Annotated in this window: 18 protein-coding genes; 3 read left to right on the top strand and 15 right to left on the bottom strand. The window is 47.4% G+C overall.

The genetic code is table 11. The features are described 5' to 3' along the window. Positions 1–218 (top strand): ATP-binding protein (locus BLQ99_RS15380; protein ID WP_171904678.1); only part of this gene is annotated, 218 nt, incomplete at its 5' end. Between the two features lie 24 nt (positions 219–242). On the opposite strand, the gene BLQ99_RS12480 is transcribed toward BLQ99_RS15380, so the two are convergent. The 4 genes from BLQ99_RS12480 to mntA all read right to left on the bottom strand — a co-directional run bounded on the left by BLQ99_RS12480 (position 243) and on the right by mntA (position 2,297). Beyond that, positions 243–1,115 carry an Hsp70 family protein gene (locus tag BLQ99_RS12480; protein ID WP_245690476.1) on the bottom strand — a complete coding sequence of 291 codons (873 nt, stop codon included), beginning with the start codon at positions 1,113–1,115 and terminating at the stop codon, positions 243–245. Continuing rightward, positions 1,081–1,221 (bottom strand): hypothetical protein, encoded by a 141-nt coding sequence (locus tag BLQ99_RS14965; RefSeq protein WP_171904677.1) that lies wholly within the window; start codon positions 1,219–1,221, stop codon positions 1,081–1,083. Before BLQ99_RS14965 ends, BLQ99_RS12480 begins: the two co-directional genes overlap by 35 nt. Before the next feature lie 208 nt (positions 1,222–1,429). Continuing rightward, positions 1,430–1,855 (bottom strand): type VII toxin-antitoxin system HepT family RNase toxin, encoded by a 426-nt coding sequence (hepT, locus tag BLQ99_RS12475; RefSeq protein WP_093691474.1) that lies wholly within the window; start codon positions 1,853–1,855, stop codon positions 1,430–1,432. After that, entirely contained in the window at positions 1,848–2,297 is a 450-nt protein-coding gene (gene mntA, locus BLQ99_RS12470) for a type VII toxin-antitoxin system MntA family adenylyltransferase antitoxin (protein WP_093691472.1), read from the bottom strand. The genes hepT and mntA overlap by 8 nt, the downstream gene beginning before the upstream one ends. A gap of 73 nt (positions 2,298–2,370) precedes the next feature. On the opposite strand from mntA, the gene BLQ99_RS12465 reads away from it, so the two are divergent. Beyond that, positions 2,371–3,174: an ISLre2 family transposase gene (locus BLQ99_RS12465; RefSeq protein ID WP_342721910.1), complete on the top strand. Its 804-nt coding sequence runs from the start codon at positions 2,371–2,373 to the stop codon at positions 3,172–3,174. 60 nt (positions 3,175–3,234) lie between these two features. Here the strand turns inward: BLQ99_RS12465 and BLQ99_RS12460 are convergent, their stop codons facing one another. From BLQ99_RS12460 to BLQ99_RS12430, 7 genes are all read right to left on the bottom strand, one after another. Continuing rightward, positions 3,235–3,621 carry a hypothetical protein gene (locus tag BLQ99_RS12460; RefSeq protein WP_216093671.1) on the bottom strand — a complete coding sequence of 129 codons (387 nt, stop codon included), beginning with the start codon at positions 3,619–3,621 and terminating at the stop codon, positions 3,235–3,237. A gap of 149 nt (positions 3,622–3,770) precedes the next feature. Further along, positions 3,771–4,760 (bottom strand): glycosyltransferase family 2 protein, encoded by a 990-nt coding sequence (locus BLQ99_RS12455; protein WP_093691470.1) that lies wholly within the window; start codon positions 4,758–4,760, stop codon positions 3,771–3,773. 23 nt (positions 4,761–4,783) lie between these two features. Next, positions 4,784–5,911, bottom strand: coding sequence for a glycosyltransferase family 4 protein (locus BLQ99_RS12450; RefSeq protein WP_093691468.1), 1,128 nt, complete (start codon positions 5,909–5,911; stop codon positions 4,784–4,786). 27 nt (positions 5,912–5,938) lie between these two features. Continuing rightward, the gene (locus tag BLQ99_RS12445; RefSeq protein WP_093691466.1) at positions 5,939–6,949 is read right to left on the bottom strand and encodes an O-antigen ligase family protein; all 1,011 of its coding nucleotides are present in this window, start codon (positions 6,947–6,949) and stop codon (positions 5,939–5,941) included. Between the two features lie 185 nt (positions 6,950–7,134). After that, positions 7,135–8,295 (bottom strand): glycosyltransferase family 4 protein, encoded by a 1,161-nt coding sequence (locus BLQ99_RS12440; RefSeq protein WP_093691464.1) that lies wholly within the window; start codon positions 8,293–8,295, stop codon positions 7,135–7,137. 4 nt (positions 8,296–8,299) lie between these two features. Further along, positions 8,300–9,259, bottom strand: coding sequence for a GDP-mannose 4,6-dehydratase (locus BLQ99_RS12435; protein ID WP_093691462.1), 960 nt, complete (start codon positions 9,257–9,259; stop codon positions 8,300–8,302). Positions 9,260–9,263: 4 nt separating this feature from the next. Then, positions 9,264–10,637, bottom strand: a complete 1,374-nt coding sequence (locus BLQ99_RS12430; RefSeq protein WP_216093670.1) for a UDP-glucose dehydrogenase family protein — start codon at positions 10,635–10,637, stop codon at positions 9,264–9,266. 159 nt (positions 10,638–10,796) lie between these two features. Between BLQ99_RS12430 and BLQ99_RS12425 the strand changes: the two genes are divergently transcribed. After that, entirely contained in the window at positions 10,797–11,963 is a 1,167-nt protein-coding gene (locus BLQ99_RS12425) for a glycosyltransferase family 4 protein (protein ID WP_093691460.1), read from the top strand. An 11-nt stretch (positions 11,964–11,974) separates the two neighbouring features. Here BLQ99_RS12425 and BLQ99_RS12420 read toward each other — a convergent pair whose 3' ends face one another. The 4 genes from BLQ99_RS12420 to BLQ99_RS12405 form a co-directional block, all read right to left on the bottom strand. Then, on the bottom strand, positions 11,975–12,928 hold the full coding sequence (locus BLQ99_RS12420; protein ID WP_143005906.1) for a capsular polysaccharide export protein, LipB/KpsS family: 954 nt from the start codon (positions 12,926–12,928) through the stop codon (positions 11,975–11,977). A 293-nt stretch (positions 12,929–13,221) separates the two neighbouring features. Beyond that, positions 13,222–14,241, bottom strand: coding sequence for a lipopolysaccharide heptosyltransferase II (gene waaF / locus BLQ99_RS12415; RefSeq protein WP_093691456.1), 1,020 nt, complete (start codon positions 14,239–14,241; stop codon positions 13,222–13,224). An 84-nt stretch (positions 14,242–14,325) separates the two neighbouring features. Further along, positions 14,326–14,796: a D-glycero-beta-D-manno-heptose 1-phosphate adenylyltransferase gene (rfaE2, locus tag BLQ99_RS12410; RefSeq protein ID WP_093691454.1), complete on the bottom strand. Its 471-nt coding sequence runs from the start codon at positions 14,794–14,796 to the stop codon at positions 14,326–14,328. Next, positions 14,780–15,787: a bifunctional heptose 7-phosphate kinase/heptose 1-phosphate adenyltransferase gene (locus BLQ99_RS12405; RefSeq protein WP_245690472.1), complete on the bottom strand. Its 1,008-nt coding sequence runs from the start codon at positions 15,785–15,787 to the stop codon at positions 14,780–14,782. Before BLQ99_RS12405 ends, rfaE2 begins: the two co-directional genes overlap by 17 nt. Between the last annotated feature and the right edge of the window lie 18 nt (positions 15,788–15,805).

Below are 15,805 nucleotides of genomic sequence, written 5' to 3'. Positions count from 1 at the left end.
TCTTTCAATTTTGTTCAACGCGCCATGAACTGGGCAGCATTATCCTGACAACTAATCTGGATTTTGATAAATGGCCGGACGTCTTCGGCGATGCACGGATGACGGAAGCGCTCATTGATCGATTAACGCATCGTGCGGACATCCATGTCATGAACGGCGAAAGCTACCGTTTTCGCCAAACCCTTGAGCTGCGAAAGCGTGTTGCTAAAGAAAACTAAAAGTGTTTTTGCTAATGACTATTTCTAGGCAGAATTATCTGTCATTTTACCAGCGATTAGCAAGGCCCGGTCAACTTTTGCTCTAGCACGGGCGGTCAACTTTTGTGTTGACAAAACCAGCAGGTGAATTTCGACTTGGGGAGCGGTCGACAGCTCTTTTTTGATGCGTTCAGCCTGCTCTTTTAGCAGGCTCTTGGCGCGAAGGTCTTTCAGCGGGTCGACGCCGTGAGCTTTGCGGATTTTGTCGGCCAGCCAGCCGACCAGCCGCCAGTCAAAGTCTTCCCCGCCCAAATGGTTGTTACCGGCCGATGCTTTAACTTCCAAAATGCCGCTCATCATTTCCACAATCGACACGTCAAACGTACCGCCGCCCAGATCATACACCAGGATATGCTTATCTTCCTCCAGCCGCTCCAGGCCGAACGCCATGGCCGCCGCCGTCGGCTCGTTAATAATCCGTTCGACGATAAAGCCGGCCAATTCCCCGGCCTGCTTGGTCGCCCGGCGCTGCTCGTCGGTAAAATAAGCCGGCACGGTGATGACCGCCTCTTTTTCCCCGGGGCCGAATTTAGCATCAACATAACTTTTGATTTCTCGTAAGATCATCGCCGAAATTTCCTGGGGTAAAAACGCCTGGCCCGCCATGGTAACCGGCTCGGTCGAGCCCATTTTGCGCTTGACGGCAGCGACCACCCGGTCGGGCATGGCGATCTGCGCCGCCCGTGCCGTATCGCCGACATGCACCTTGCCATCCAGGCCGATCATTACCACCGAGGGGATGATGCGCTGACCATGCGGCGACGGAATAATTTCCGGCTTGCCGTTATTTATATAAGCGACGGCCGAGTTGGTTGTCCCTAAATCAATGCCCACAATCGGGCGCGTTGGTCTGGTCATGTACCCTTTCCCCCTCCTGATAGGTAATTACTTCAGCCTTGCGCACCACCCGGCCGGCGCTGTCCAGAAAGCCTCGCTTAACCACCTCGGCCACTTCATACGGCACGGCAGCCTCCGGTTGTTGCCGGCGGCGGATGCTCCCGACCGCGGTCGCCACCTCAGGGTCAAATGTTTTGCCGGTGAATACGTTCCAAATAATGCATGTATGGGATAAGCGCCGCGACTGGTCGCGCTTGTTTTAACCGTTTATCCCCGGATATAATTTAGCCATATTATACCAAAAGACGGCCTAAACCCGGCCGTCTTTTTTCCATTTAGGAATTTTTTCCCATATAGGCAACAATAGCCTTGACAAATGCCTGAATATCACTAATACCTTCCTTAAGAATTTGGAATACTTCTTTATTAGCTACTTCATGATACAAATGCACAACCCGATTACGGAACTTAGCGATTTGGCGGTATGTATTTTCGCTTTCTGCCGGCAAAATGCCATGTTCAACCAATACCGAAAAAACTTCGGCATAAGTGCGCGGAGCCCGGTAGCGCTGCCGGGCAATAATGTGGTGAGCAATGTCCAGCATGGCCTCAATTGCTGTCTGCAGCAAATATTTAGCGGAAGCTACATAATAAAAGCGGCTGAGAAACTCCGCTTCCGTTAACTTCGCCAGCTCATTAAGCTGCCGGATGTTGTCTTCGATATAACTTATCCGGTTGCAAATAACATCCCGGTCAACCATTAACCTTGTATGCCTCCTTTAGTGAACGACTGTATTCAGCCATAAACATCCGGTAGTCAATATTATAATCAAGGAAATATTTATAAGTTGCCGCCAAAAAATCGCTGGTATAAACATAATCTTTTTCGTAAAGAATCTCGCCTTCGGCGACAATCCGATACCGCAGCGGCAGCGGCGCCTTATTCATAATCACCAGATCAACGTCATCGCGGCCAAGGGCGCTGGAAAATGCGCCGGCCAACCCCATTTCTCCCCGCAGATTGGGAATACCGTCAGGAAAAAAGAGCACCCCGAGGTCGATATCACTAAACTGAGTCTGATAACAAGTCCCATACGAACCGAATAAAAATACGGCGGCAATTGTTGGCCGCTCTTGGCACAGCGGCAAAATTTTTCCCCTGACCTCGTTAACCCCGACCCGTTTCGCTGGCTGTCCGGCCATAGTGCTCCCTCCGTTCTTAATTGCTGCCGTGAAAACAAGTCAATTTTTCAAATAAGTCAAGCCTGATCCTGTTCTGACACGCCTGGTATATATGCATGAGGGCTGGGAAGAAAAAGATGGGCGACGGGCGTTAAAAAATCCGGTTTATCTAAGCAGTGTGGATAAAGAAGCAGATGAATTTTGGGAATATGTGTGGGAAGAAGCAAACAAGCGTTATGACCTTGACCGTATCGAAAAGATCTATGTAATAGGTGATGGCGCTGCCTGGATCCAGTGTGCCCGAATTGTTTTTCCGAAAGCAGAATTTATTCTGGATAAATTTCATTTAATGAAATATGTTCGGCAAGCTGTAGGAGGCAACAAAGAACTTAGTAAAACACTGCTAGGAGCATTGCGTTTTGGCAACTTTGAAAAAGCGCAAGAAGTCATTGAAAAGCTATTAAAAAGCGCGACAACGGCAAGCCGTAAACAGGCAATTATACAATCCTGGGGCTACATTCGAAGCAACTGGGAAGGAATAACCAGAATATACAGTTACAAAGAGATAAAATGCAGTGCTGAAGGGCATATCAGTCACGTATTATCGGCGCGCATGAGCAGCCGGCCGATGGGGTGGAGCCGAGAAGGCGCCAAGCATATGGCATACATACGCGTATGTCAGGCAAACGGCCAAGCGGTGGCAGAAGAATATCTAAGACAGCAAAGCACAGATTACAAAATTGAGGCGATGATAACAAGCTCAGCGGAAACTGTTGAAGCGCAGCGGCAGAAGAAAGTAAAAGTAACCGGGGAAAAACATGATAATATACCTATACTGAGGGGGCCGAAAAGCTTTTTGTATAAGGCCCTGAGGGAGCTTTCGCTTGCTTATGCCTAAAATTATGTTAACTCGCCAAGGATTGTATGTCTTTTAAAAAAATCCTACAATGTCTTGACACTATCGCCCGGTTTTTAAAAAATATACAATTCCAATGACTAATATGATAACATAGTTGCATGCCTTGAATAACAGCCCTGCTCCCTGCCAGAAGGGCAGGCGCTTGGTATACAGGCCTTGAGCCGCAATAAATGTCAAATACACAACGGGAATTACAAAATATATGTAAGTATAGCCGTTGTGAAACGGCAGGAGTGCGGGTAATAGTTTTGGCAAAAATGTTCCCCGCAGCCAGGCAGCGCTATAAATGGCCGCAACGACCGCAAAATAGTCGGCCGTTGCGAGCAAGAGCGGAGCCAGGGCCTGCCCTAGCCGCACTGCCAGCGGCAATGCCACCGCTTGTCCAATATTCGCGTTGACAGCTGGTGCCTGTGCTTGAGGCTGCATTATCGTTTCACTCCGCTTTCTATTAGCGAGGATCTAGTATAGAAAAGTATCTATCAACTAAACTCAATTATAATTTTTCGACATATCTTAAAGCAATAGCGAACTTTGTCATAATTTGTCATAACTATTTTGCGTACTCCAAAAAACTGTTAGAGTAAAAATCGCTTTACCGCTCTCTTAAATCTTTTTCGTAAAAACTCCACCCGCGCCATCATAACAAATAAACACCACGGAATAAATGGTAAACAGGGGAACTCTTTTTTATGAAAATCTCGCAGTTTTAGCCAAAATAAATATGCTTCTTCGACAAATCCATATTTTAAAAGTTTAAAAATCATGGTAAACAAAACAGCATATTTTATTTTTATAAAATTTTTTACCGAAATCCGTTTTTCCTTATCTAAAGTATCTTGACGACGATTATCCCAGCGATCAATTAATTTTAAGTTGTATTCGAAGCGTTCAACAATTTTGCGGGATAGACTTCCTTCTGTTTCATAGTATTTCGTAAGCGGCATATTAAGACAGATACCTTGGCCTTTATATAGTATTTTCAGCCATAAATCGCGATCTTCTGCGATTTTTAGCATCTCATCAAAGCCGCCTACTTCATTAAACGTGTCACGGCGTACAAGAACTGATGATGTGTGTATCTTATTGCGGCGTAAAAATTCTTCCTGACGCCAAAAAAATAATTTATCCTTTAAATCTGTTACATCTAATACAGGAAATTGAAAGTTTTTCCCATTTTGGGATACACGCAGCGGGACATTGCTTATTAATACAGCGTCAGGTACAAATTGCAAGGACTCGATCTGTAATTCTAGTTTTTGGGGATGCCACTCATCATCAGCGTCAAGAAAAGCAAGCCATTCTCCTTTTGCTAAAAGCGCTCCCTTATTTCGTGCGGCACTTACGCCGCTGTTATTCTGATATATGTAAATAACACGTATACCATCAACAAAGGGCATAACTATCTCAGCCGTATTATCAAAAGAACCATCATCAACAATAATTAGTTCTATGTTATCATATGACTGCTGTATTACTGAACTTACAGCCCGACTAATCGTTTGGCCGGAGTTGTAAGTTGCAATTATAATGCTGACCAGTGGTTTTCGACAATTATTATTTTTCACGTCTTACTCTCCAATATGCCGCCTTACAAACACAGGCTATTTAGAATATTTTGCGCTCGCACTTTCCAAGTATATTTGTCTTTTAAAGTTTGATATGCACACTGAGCTAAATTATCACGGTATGCGCTATCTTTCGCTAAATATTCCAATGTTTTTATCCACTCATCAATATTCTCAGGAGACACTAAAACAGCATTTTGTCCATCTATAAGTATTTCTCGCACCATGGGAATATCTGACGCTACAATCGGTTTCCGCCAGGCCATATAATCAAAAATTTTCAGTGGCGAAGACCACCGACTATACTTACCCTGAGCCGGGAACGGCGCCAATACAATGTCCAGCCTTTTAATATATGAACTTAATTTTTCTTGCCAAATATACCCATGAAAGAAAATATTGCTTCCCCGACATTTCGATTTCCAAAACTCGATATCTTTCTCCATTCCCCCAATTATATGAAAATCCAAATTTGGTAATTGTCTAAATATCTGAGCAATAATTTCCATGCCTTTACCAGGATATAGATGTCCAACATAGCCCACCTGAATACACCCTGTTCGTCCAGGCCAGTCCAAAATTTCTCCTGGCACGGTTTCTTCAGGCAAATCAGACCCATCATGAACTACAATAATTTTTTCCTTGGGGAACCATGGAAAAACCCTTATATATTCTTGTTTGAGCTGGTCAGATATACATACTAGAGCTAGTAAATTTTTTTGCTTAAGTAACGCTTCTTGAACATAAAAAACATCCTTGCTTCGTGCGGGAGTATCATGAGTTTCAAAAACAAAAGGAATATCAAAATACTTAGATAAAGCAAACAGTCCATGTTCGTACCGGCCGTACAGTAGATCAGGTTTCATGTCTTTTAAAATTAATTTTTTCACAGCACGACATAACCCTGTGGAATAAATATTTTCTCTCCACAGCCGCGGCAAAAAATTCGGGCGCCAGCAAAAAATAATCGGGAAAATATTTGTCACCCCATACCGTTTGTGCAGATCTCTAGTATTCAGCCACGAGCCGCGCCGGGCAAGCAAAAATACATTATGACTATTTTGGGAAAAAGCATTACACATTTTCATTACATGAATACTGTTGGCATATTTTGAAGGGATAATTGAATTAGAAACATACACAATGTTCATAGAATTTTACCTCGCAATATTGATCGTTTAATTATGCGCTTTTTTGATATTATCGTTTTTTTCGATTAAGCCAAGTAAAAAACCTATATATAGCATAAAAATGCCTAATACACCTTGATTCCCCAAAGTATAGTCAACAAAGCCATGTAGCATAAGCGCTAAAATACCCCCACTCATCCCCATCACAAGATAATAATGCTCATTATGACAATTATTCTGTCTAATATTCTGTCTAATATTAAGATATAAACTTTTTATTAAAAGTATAATAAAACCGAAAAAGGCCGCTGCTGTAAACACACCTGCTTCGGTAGCAAAAACCATCAACGTATTATGAGCATGAGGCAATATTTCTTTTGCTAGCGGCAGCTTATATGTTGGATAAAAGAGTTTATAGCACCCCAGCCCTACCCCAGTTAGCGGGTAATCAAGAATAATCTTAAAGCTACTTATCAACCCGTGAATACGTTCAATATTGCTTTGCATTGTCAAATCAAATGAACTAAGAAAGCGTTTATATATAGCCGTACTACTAAAAAGTAAAACTGGCAGGACGGCAGCCGTCCAAAAAACTGCTTTGCGGCCATTCAAGCACCACAGCACTAAGAAAGCTCCAATTATTGTTGCAAACCAAGCGCCACGCGAAAAAGTGATCACTAGTGCTAAAACTAAAATCACCATCACTGCAAAAACTAAAATTCGCTTCCAACGCATGTTATTGATATACAAAAACTGCGCTAGCAAAAATGGGATAATAAGTTCCATATACATGGCAAATATGTTAGGATGACTTACCATTGACCGCGGCCTTGATATGTGTAATACAAAATATTGATAAAGCCCTTTTAAAGCAATCGCCAAACCAAAGACAACCAAAACCCATAAAAATATCTCAATATATTTTCGAGTGTTTTCCCTAGACGCAATTTTATATGCAAAACATGCCAAAAAACCACCCATAATAAAATTTAGAAGTTTTGCGGTACTCACGTCGCGAAAAGATGAAAAAAAGACTGAAAAACTTAAAAAAATAGCCATATCCACATACTTGCTAATGTTTTTTGGCTAGCAGAAAGTTTATTTAAGTTCTTTATTAAAATCAACCCCCAGTCCACGTAATATTACAGGCAAGTTTTCTTCACATTGCTTATGGTGATATATTAAGCTACAGATATACCACGTACTCTCCGACTACTATAAAACAGTTGCAGTCTATTCTTTCTTTATCGAGAAACACCATTATCATCATAAAGTTTTTCAAGTTTATTCGCCGTGCCGATAATGCTATAGTTTTCACAAATATAACGGCGCGCTGCTGTGCCGAGCGCCGGATGAGGATCGTTTACAGCTTGGGCGATCGCATCTGCCCAAGCGCCTACATCACCCGGCGGCAGCAAAATGCCTGTCTTCCCCGGAATTATCACGTCTGTATTGCCGCCGATATTTGACGCAAAACATACCAGGCCAGCTGACATAGCCTCAAGCAGCGAATTGGGAAGGCCCTCTCGCCAGGAAGGGAACAGAAAACAGTCCGCTGCCGCAAGGTAGTCGGGGACATTTGCGACAACTCCAGGCCAAATCACGGAACCAGCAAGCTTGTTTGTCTGAATAAACTTATCCAGCCACGCCTCGAGGTTGTCAGCCTGTCCTTTTCCATCGCCAACCAAGACCAAAACGGCCTTTTCCTGAATTTGCGGTAAGGACTGCCAGGCGCACAGCAGGGTATCAACGCCCTTGCGCCGGGTAATTTTGCCGGTGAAGATAAAAATCATTTTATTCTCCGGCAAGCCAAGCTTACGCCGCAACTGTTGTTTTTCCATCAAACCCACAGGACGAAATAGTTCAGTATCAACCCCATTAGGAATAAAACTAATCCGGTCGCGGGGAAAACCGTAATTTATCAGTTCGTTATAAGTCTCGCCGCTAATGGCTATCATGCCATCGGCTTGTTTGTGTTTTTCCAGTCGCAGTTTCGGAAACGGACTTATGCGTTTAAACCAGCCCTTTACGCCTGGTTGCGGCGGCTTCATTAAAGCGCCGGCAATTGTGTACTTTACATATACCCGTTTTCCGAAATTGCGGGCAAAAGTTATAGCCATTGTTGCCAAACGGCCTACGCCATGCACATGCAGGATATCAAATTCGTTTTTAAGATGCCAGAGTCGGTATAATAACTGAAATGAAGCCAAACCTTTCAAATTTAAGCGGTAGAGGGGTATGCCGTCGACCATCTCAAACGCCGGTGACCGGCCGGTCCCTTTAGCAACAAAAATAATTTGGTGTCCCCGCTTTTTTAGTTCTTGGGACACTCGGTAAGCCTGCAGGCTCGGTCCGCCCGGGTTCGGCAGCTCGAAGCTGTTAAAGATCATGCATATGCGTGCCATAGAACTAATCCCTTCTACTCTGGCGGTACCACGCAACAAAATTCGCAATACCTTCTTCAATGGCGGTAGCCGGCTCAAAGTCCAAAAGCCGCCTGGCCTTGCCGATATCGGCAAAGGTGAGCGGCACATCGCCCGGCTGGGGCGGCAGCCATTTGATAACAGCTTTTTTACCTAAGCACTCTTCAATAACCCGTATTAAATCTTTAAGATAAACGGTATCCGAATTGCCAAGATTAATAATTTCATACAGCGATGCACTGTAGTGCAAGGCCCCTATTATGCCATTGACAATATCGTCAACATAAGTATAGTCCCGGCAGGTGCTTCCGTCCCCATACACAGGAATGGGCAAACCCTGATCAATTAGTTTAGTAAACTTATGAATCGCCAAATCAGGCCGCTGCCGCGGGCCGTAGACGGTGAAAAACCGGAGACACAAAATCTGGATACCATACAGATGGCTGTATACATGGGCAAGCAGCTCTCCTGCCGCCTTGGTGGCGGCATAAGGGCTGATAGGCTGAAAAATTGGGTCGTCTTCGGCAAAAGGCACTTTGCTGTTAATGCCGTAAACGGAGCTTGATGAGCCGAATATACACTTTTTTACCTCGAACTTGCGGCAGCACTCGAAAATATTCTGCGTGCCGCCAACATTTACTTCCTGGTAAAGGACCGGCTCGACAAGGGATGGGCGCACGCCGGCGCGCGCCGCAAGGTGTACCACGGCCGTAAAGGAATTAGCGGCAAAAACCTCGTCCAAAAAAGCGCGATCACGGATGTCTCCTTCATATAACCGATAGTTTGGATGTGTTATATGTTCAGCAACATTTTGCCGCTTGACGGCAGGTTCATAGAAATCATTGAAATCATCAATTACCGCCACCCAGTATCCTGCGGCCAATAGTCTGTCAACCAGATGACTGCCGATAAAGCCGGCGCCCCCGGTCACCAATATCTGCTGCATCTTACTACCTCCCGAAGCCAACGTATCTAAGACCGGCTTTTTCTGCATCCTGTCGGTCGATAATATTCCGGCCGTCTATTAACACCTTGGCCCCCGTCATTTTTTCCGCTAACTCGGCTAATGGAAGATGCCGGAATTCTTCCCACTCTGTAACAATAATCACCGCGTCACAGTCTTGAGAGAGCTCGCTAGCGTTCTTACAAGGTTCTACTGCTAAATTAGGATACTGAATTTTAAAATTTTCCAGCGCAACCGGATCATAAACTTTTACCCGTGCCCCCATTTCGAGAAGTACCCGGATAATGTCCAGTGCCGGCGCATCGCGCAGGTCATCGGTATCCGGCTTAAACGCCAAACCCAAAAGACCAATCGTCCGCCCGCGCACCACTTTCAGCGTTTCCTGCAGCTTGTCGATGGCCCGTAGGCGTTGCCGCCGGTTTACGCTAACAGTGGCCGACACAATGGGCATGTCATAGCCATATTCTTGAGCAGTGCGGATGAGTGCTGCCGTATCTTTGCCAAAGCAGCTCCCTCCCCAGCCTAAACCGGCCTGGAGGAAGCGGGGACCGATACGCTTGTCAAGGCCAATGCCCCGGGCGACTTCGGTAACATCGGCGCCGACTTTTTCGCATAATCCGCCTATTTCATTAATAAAACTTATTTTCATTGCCAAAAAGGCATTAGCAGCATACTTAATCATCTCGGCGCTTGTAACGTCGGTTGTCACCAATGCCGGCAGATCAAAGCGTTCGGGGCGCGGACACACTTTGGGGGCGGCAAAAGTTTGTTCCAGAATGGGCGCATACATGACCCTAAGCATATTAATGGCTTCATTGCTCGCCGAGCCGATGACAATGCGGTCAGGGTAAAGCGTGTCATGTATGGCAACCCCTTCACGCAAAAATTCGGGGTTGGACGCTACCGCAAAATTAGCAGAGCCGCCCCTGCTTGCAATAGCAGTTGTAATAATCAGGTTAACACGTTGCGCCGTTCCGACCGGAACAGTCGACTTGTTAACGATTACCTGAAACCTCTCCCCTGTTAACTGGGCGGCAACCTCGGCGGCTGCTGCCTCCATAAATGAAAGGTCGGCATTACCGTTTGGCGTAGGGGGAGTGCCGACAGCCAAGATAATCACGTCAGCATGGCGGCAGGCCTCAGGCGAAGTAGTAAACTTTAGCCGCGCATTTGCCAGGCGCAATAAATCCTCCAGGCCAGGCTCATAAATAGGCGCGCGCCCGGCTAGCAGCATGTCAATTTTTTCCCGGTCTTTGTCTATGCAAGTCACTTGATGCCCCAGATAAGCAAGGCAAACGCCTGTCGTCAAGCCCACATACCCGGCGCCGACGACGCAAACATTCAATTGCTGTTGTCCCAATTTTATTCCTCCAAATACATTGAGCCTTAGGGTTAAACTTTTTCGCTATAAAAAAGCCTAAATCCTGCAAAAAAGCCTATATCCTGCAAAAAGCGCCTTATTGCCCTCTCCAATTACTAGTTGTAAAATTTAAATAGTAATTAGGACAAGGGGATATCAATGAATATTTGCATGATATTGTCAGGCTATGAAGAGCCAGGTGCTACTAACACCGGTGCTGAACTGCAAGCAAAAACACTTATTAACGAGCTCCGGCGCCGCGGCCATGCAATAACTGTCATTGCTAAAAAACATACCTGGGGCAGTAAATTCAGCGAAATAAATAACGGTATAAGTATCTATCGCGTAGCACCGCCAGGCCTTCGTTCGTTAAGTTTATTTTCTATCATGTGTTTTAACCGCCAACGGTTTGACGTGGTACACGTCCATGGTCAAGACAGCCTTGGTGTGGCCGCCATCACCGCTGCCCATATATTTAAACTACCATCTGTTCTCAAAGTAACAATAGCAGGCCGAGTTTTTGCCCGTACTTCTATCGACAAACCCTTTCCCCGCCGTTGGCGCGTCTTCCGCCGGATAACGAACTACATTAGCCGCACGGCAGCAGCGTATATCGCTATCAGTGCGGAAATCGCGGACGAACTGTCCCGGGCTGGCTTTTACACCGACCGTATTGTTTCTATTCCCAACGGGTTAGATACGAATCGCTTTTACCCTATTCCCCAATCGGAAAAAGCTTCTCTTCGCCGTCAGCTCGGCCTTCCCGTCAATAAAAAGCTGATACTTTATGCGAGCCGACTGATAGACAGAAAGGGATTTGACATACTCCTGAAGGCCTGGCCGTATATCGCCAGCCAAGCCAGTGATGTTCATTTAGCCGTAGTCGGCGGTGGAAAAGGCAAGGCCGTGGCCGCCTTGCGCGCCACCGCCCAACAAGTTGGCAACCATACAATTACATATGTCGGTGAAGTCACTAATACTGCCCCTTACCTGCAGGCAGCCGATATCTTTTTGTTTCCGTCGCGTAAAGAAGGTCTGCCAAATGCACTAATCGAAGCAATGGGGTGCGGCTGCGCCTGTATAGCTTCAGCGATCGGCGGCTGTGCTGATTTAATAGTTCCGGATGTGACAGGCGTGCTTATTCCTGTTGGAAATTATCATGCCTTGGCCAACCAGGTTTTGGACCTGCTTGGTGACGATTCGCGCCGCGACCGATTGGGCGCTGCCGCCAGCCAATATATACGAAAAAACTATGATATCCGCAACGTTGCTGATCAGATTGAAAATTTATATGAAACACTGAAGACAAAACACACAGACCGGTGAGAGTAACTCTCTCACCGGTTTTCAATAACTGCGCGTATTTTGGCTTCAACGCTGCGAAAATGCCGTTCGTCCGGACTTCTCCAGGAACCATCAGCTAAGTAATGGTATCGCAAGTAATATAAAAACTTATCAATTAAATTATCATTGGGAGGACAATCAACAAATCCCAGCACATCGGCTAAATCTTCTGGCGGTGCAACATGTTTTACCAATCCCGGGACATTGTAAAAAGCATTTCCGAGCGTAATAACCGGTTTATGCTGGAGAAGAGCTTCAATCCCGACAGAAGAATTTAGGGTAATAATTCCTTTTGCTCCTTTAATTAACGCCGGCGTCGGATAATAGCGCAGAAAAATTACGGGGAAGCCTTGATATTTTTCCTTTATTTCCCCGTAATCAATGCGCCCGAAGTCGGAAGGATGTTCCTTGGCTATTACCCACAGATTATCGCCCGTTTTTTCATTATGGCGCAAAACCGCCGGAATAACATAATCAACAAGCTGAAACATTGTTTTAATTGTCGGGGAATGCATTAAAACCTGCGTATCATCGTGGACTTGAAAAGGCAAAAAAATGTACCGCTGCGGCAATTTAACCGGTTCCGGACTGCCCTGGGGCTGACGTTTAAGAAGCCGGTGATACCATTTCTGCTTTAGCGCCCGCACCCTTTGTTCCTGTTCATAAAGTTGTGCTAACTTATCAGGGTCGACTTGCACCGCATCATAAAATAGGCGCGTCTTGCCAACAAGGCTGTTTTTATAATTCACGCCGCAGGGATCGACGGTAGTAGTTCCCGGCAGATAGCCATTTTCAAAAAATAAAGTTTTGCGACCTGTTTTCCTTGCTACCGTAGTCGCCGCTGCTAAAGGGATCAAGGTCCCGTTCCAAACGCAAACCAAGTCGATGTTATGCTTTTCCATGTAATCATAAAAATAGTAAATAGCACCATAGGCCTGGTGTGTCAAAAATTCCTTGCTATGTAACAAGTTGCGAAGTGGGCCAAAATTACGGTACTCGGCTTTGATGCGTAAAAACAACGTTATTTCATCAATCTCTTCCGGTGTAATTATAAAGTCCGCAGGGAGTTTTTCCGAACGGAAGATGCCATTAAATATATTAGCGGTGTAATGAACGTGGAATACCTTGTACCGCGAGGCAAGGCCCTTCCCCAGCCACTTAAAATACCGTCTTTGGTGCCCATTTAAAGAGATAAATAAAATATTCGTATCAGTCAATGATCATCAGCCTATCCTCTATTTTATTTGCGCCGCGCCACCTTGTGCACAGCCGCTAACACTTTGTCCGGCTCAATCGGCGCCAGACATATTTTTTCACATGTCCGCTTCCAGCACAGCAGGCAGTTCCTGTTAGACTGGAGCACGATATTACTGCCGTAATACGGCCCGTTCCGCCTCGGGTCGGTCGGGCCAAACAGCGCGACTACCGGTGTGCCGACGGCTACGGCCAAATGCATGGGGCCGGTGTCGCCGCCGACGAAGGCGCTAGCACGTTTTATGATATGGGCCAGCTGTTTAAGCGTAATCCGGCCGGTGAGGTCAACCGGCGGGATAGCGGCGCCGGCCACAATTTCGTCCGCCAGCCGCCGATCGCCCGGGCCGCCAATGATGACCGGGATGACACTGGCGTCATAAAGCATGTCGGCCAGTTCGGCAAAATACGCTGTGGGCCAGCACTTGGTCGGCCAGTTGGTCCCGGGGGCCAGCACGACATACCGCTGGGATATGTCCAGCCCGGCCTGTCGAGCAACTATTTCCGCCTGCCCTTGTTCCTCCAGGGTGATGTGAATAGGGAAAACTACTTCGTCAACACTGCACCCCAAGGCCCGCACAACGTCCAGGTACCTCTCGACCACATGGCCGTCCTTGTGCGCACCGCATACCGGCGAGCTCACCCAGTGGCTTAGCTCGCGCATATTGCAGTAGCCCAAGCGTTTGGGCGCACCACTCAACCAGGTAATGGCGGCGCTTTTGCCAAGGCCTTGCAGGTCAAGCGCGAGGTCAAACCGGCGGGATTTGAGCAGCCGCGCCAACGCCGGCGCATGCTTTATCAGGCCGGCCAGTGATTTAAACTGCGGTTTGTCGAACAGGATGATTTCGTCAATATCGGGGTTATTAGTCAAAAGGTCGTAGGCCGCCCGCTCCACCACCCAGGTGATGCGGCAGTCCGGCCAGGTTTGTTTTAAGGCGTGGGCCACCGGCAGGGCATGAATAACGTCGCCGATGGCGCTCATTTTGATGATGAGGATGTTGTGGTACATGGTTGACCTCTTGTCAACCGCAAAGTACGCAAAGGACGCAAAGTTAGAAAAAATCCGTAAAATCCTTTGCGTAACTTCGCGCACTTAGCGGTTATTCTTTATTTTCTCTATAATTTTTGTTGACGAGCGTCCTGGCACTTCGGGGATGAGAACGGTTTTGCCCCCGTAAGCGGCGGCTACTTTGGCCTCTGGCAAATCTTCCACCCGGTAGTCGCCGCCCTTGACATAGATGTCGGGGCGCAGTGTGGCTACCAGGCTTTCCGCAGTGCGTTCGGGGAAAATGACGACATAGTCAACTGCGGCCAAAGCGGCCAGCACTTCGGCCCGGTCGCACTCAGCGTTGACTGGGCGGGTGGGCCCTTTGAGCCCGCGCACCGAATCATCGCTGTTAAGACCGACAATGAGGCAGTCGCCTAGCGCCCGCGCGGCGGCCAAATACCGCACATGCCCTACATGCAGGACGTCAAAACAGCCGTTGGTAAACACGACCGTTTTACCAGCGGCTTTTAATTTAGTTACTATATCTATTAATTGCTCTCTACTGACGATTTTCATAGAATTTCGCGACCGCCTCTCGCAGTTCCTCCGGCGTGGTTGTGGCTGTTCCCGGTTTGCGCACGACAATCCCGGCGGCAAAGTTGGCCAGCCGGGCCGCCTCAAGATATGACGCGCCGGCCGCCAGCGCCAGCGTCATGGCGGCCACCACCGTGTCCCCGGCGCCGGTTACGTCGTAAACTTCGCTTTTGTTGGTCACCGGAATATTCGTGATTTGACCTTGCGCGTCAAACAAGGTCATGCCGTCCGGGCCGCGCGTCAGCAGCACCGCCTCGGCGGCGAGCCGTTCGCGGATCTTCTCGGCGGCTGCAATAAGGGTATGATCATCCAGCGCTTTCAGTCCGACCGCCGCAGCCGCTTCGGTTTCATTTTGCTTGACAACGGTCACGCCGGTAAAGGCCAGGATATTGTAGCGCGAATCGACGATGCAGGGAATATTGGCCCGGCGGCAGGCCGCTACTACTTGGGCAATTACCGCCGGGGTGACTGTCCCGCTGCCGTAATCGCTCATAACCACGGCATCCATGGCAGGAATGTGTTTACCTATATAGTCTAGCACCGCTGCTTCGATACTGGCGCTAAGCGGGGTCTTGGCCTCGCGGTCGATGCGGACGACCTGCTGCCGTACCGTCGCCTGACCGCCGGCCATTACCCGGGTCTTAGTGATGGTCGGCCGGCTGTTGTCTACAATCAGGCCAGCGGTTATAACGCCTTTTTCGCTTAATATCCGAGCCAGTTCGCTGCCGGCGCTATCATTGCCGATCACACCGACAGCGTAGATGCGCCCGCCAAGCGTGGCCGCGTTATGCACCGCATTGGCCGCACCGCCGGGGACAACGGTTTCGCCGGCATGCTCCAGGATGAGCACTGGCGCTTCGCGCGAAATGCGGGAAATTTTACCTTCGAGGTAAACATCGGCGACCATGTCCCCGATAATCATAATTTTGCGGTTGGATAGTCCAGCAATTAGTTCCAGGAGATTATTCGGCACGCACAAAACTCCTTTTTT

It is taken from the genome of Sporolituus thermophilus DSM 23256, assembly GCF_900102435.1.
GTDB lineage: Bacteria > Bacillota > Negativicutes > Sporomusales > Thermosinaceae > Thermosinus > Thermosinus thermophilus.
Note: the sequence above shows the minus strand (reverse complement) of the source record. Positions and strands in the feature narration are given on the sequence as shown.

Excerpts from the sequence above, each read along its gene's own strand:
- BLQ99_RS12480 (WP_245690476.1), bottom strand. The coding sequence starts at position 1,115 with ATGACCAGACCAACGCGCCCGATTGTGGGCATTGATTTAGGGACAACC.
- hepT (WP_093691474.1), bottom strand. The coding sequence starts at position 1,855 with ATGGTTGACCGGGATGTTATTTGCAACCGGATAAGTTATATCGAAGAC.
- mntA (WP_093691472.1), bottom strand. The coding sequence starts at position 2,297 with ATGGCCGGACAGCCAGCGAAACGGGTCGGGGTTAACGAGGTCAGGGGA.
- BLQ99_RS12460 (WP_216093671.1), bottom strand. The coding sequence starts at position 3,621 with ATGCAGCCTCAAGCACAGGCACCAGCTGTCAACGCGAATATTGGACAA.
- BLQ99_RS12450 (WP_093691468.1), bottom strand. The coding sequence starts at position 5,911 with ATGAACATTGTGTATGTTTCTAATTCAATTATCCCTTCAAAATATGCC.
- BLQ99_RS12445 (WP_093691466.1), bottom strand. The coding sequence starts at position 6,949 with ATGGCTATTTTTTTAAGTTTTTCAGTCTTTTTTTCATCTTTTCGCGAC.
- BLQ99_RS12440 (WP_093691464.1), bottom strand. The coding sequence starts at position 8,295 with ATGGCACGCATATGCATGATCTTTAACAGCTTCGAGCTGCCGAACCCG.
- BLQ99_RS12435 (WP_093691462.1), bottom strand. The coding sequence starts at position 9,259 with ATGCAGCAGATATTGGTGACCGGGGGCGCCGGCTTTATCGGCAGTCAT.
- BLQ99_RS12425 (WP_093691460.1), top strand. The coding sequence starts at position 10,797 with ATGAATATTTGCATGATATTGTCAGGCTATGAAGAGCCAGGTGCTACT.
- waaF (WP_093691456.1), bottom strand. The coding sequence starts at position 14,241 with ATGTACCACAACATCCTCATCATCAAAATGAGCGCCATCGGCGACGTT.
- rfaE2 (WP_093691454.1), bottom strand. The coding sequence starts at position 14,796 with ATGAAAATCGTCAGTAGAGAGCAATTAATAGATATAGTAACTAAATTA.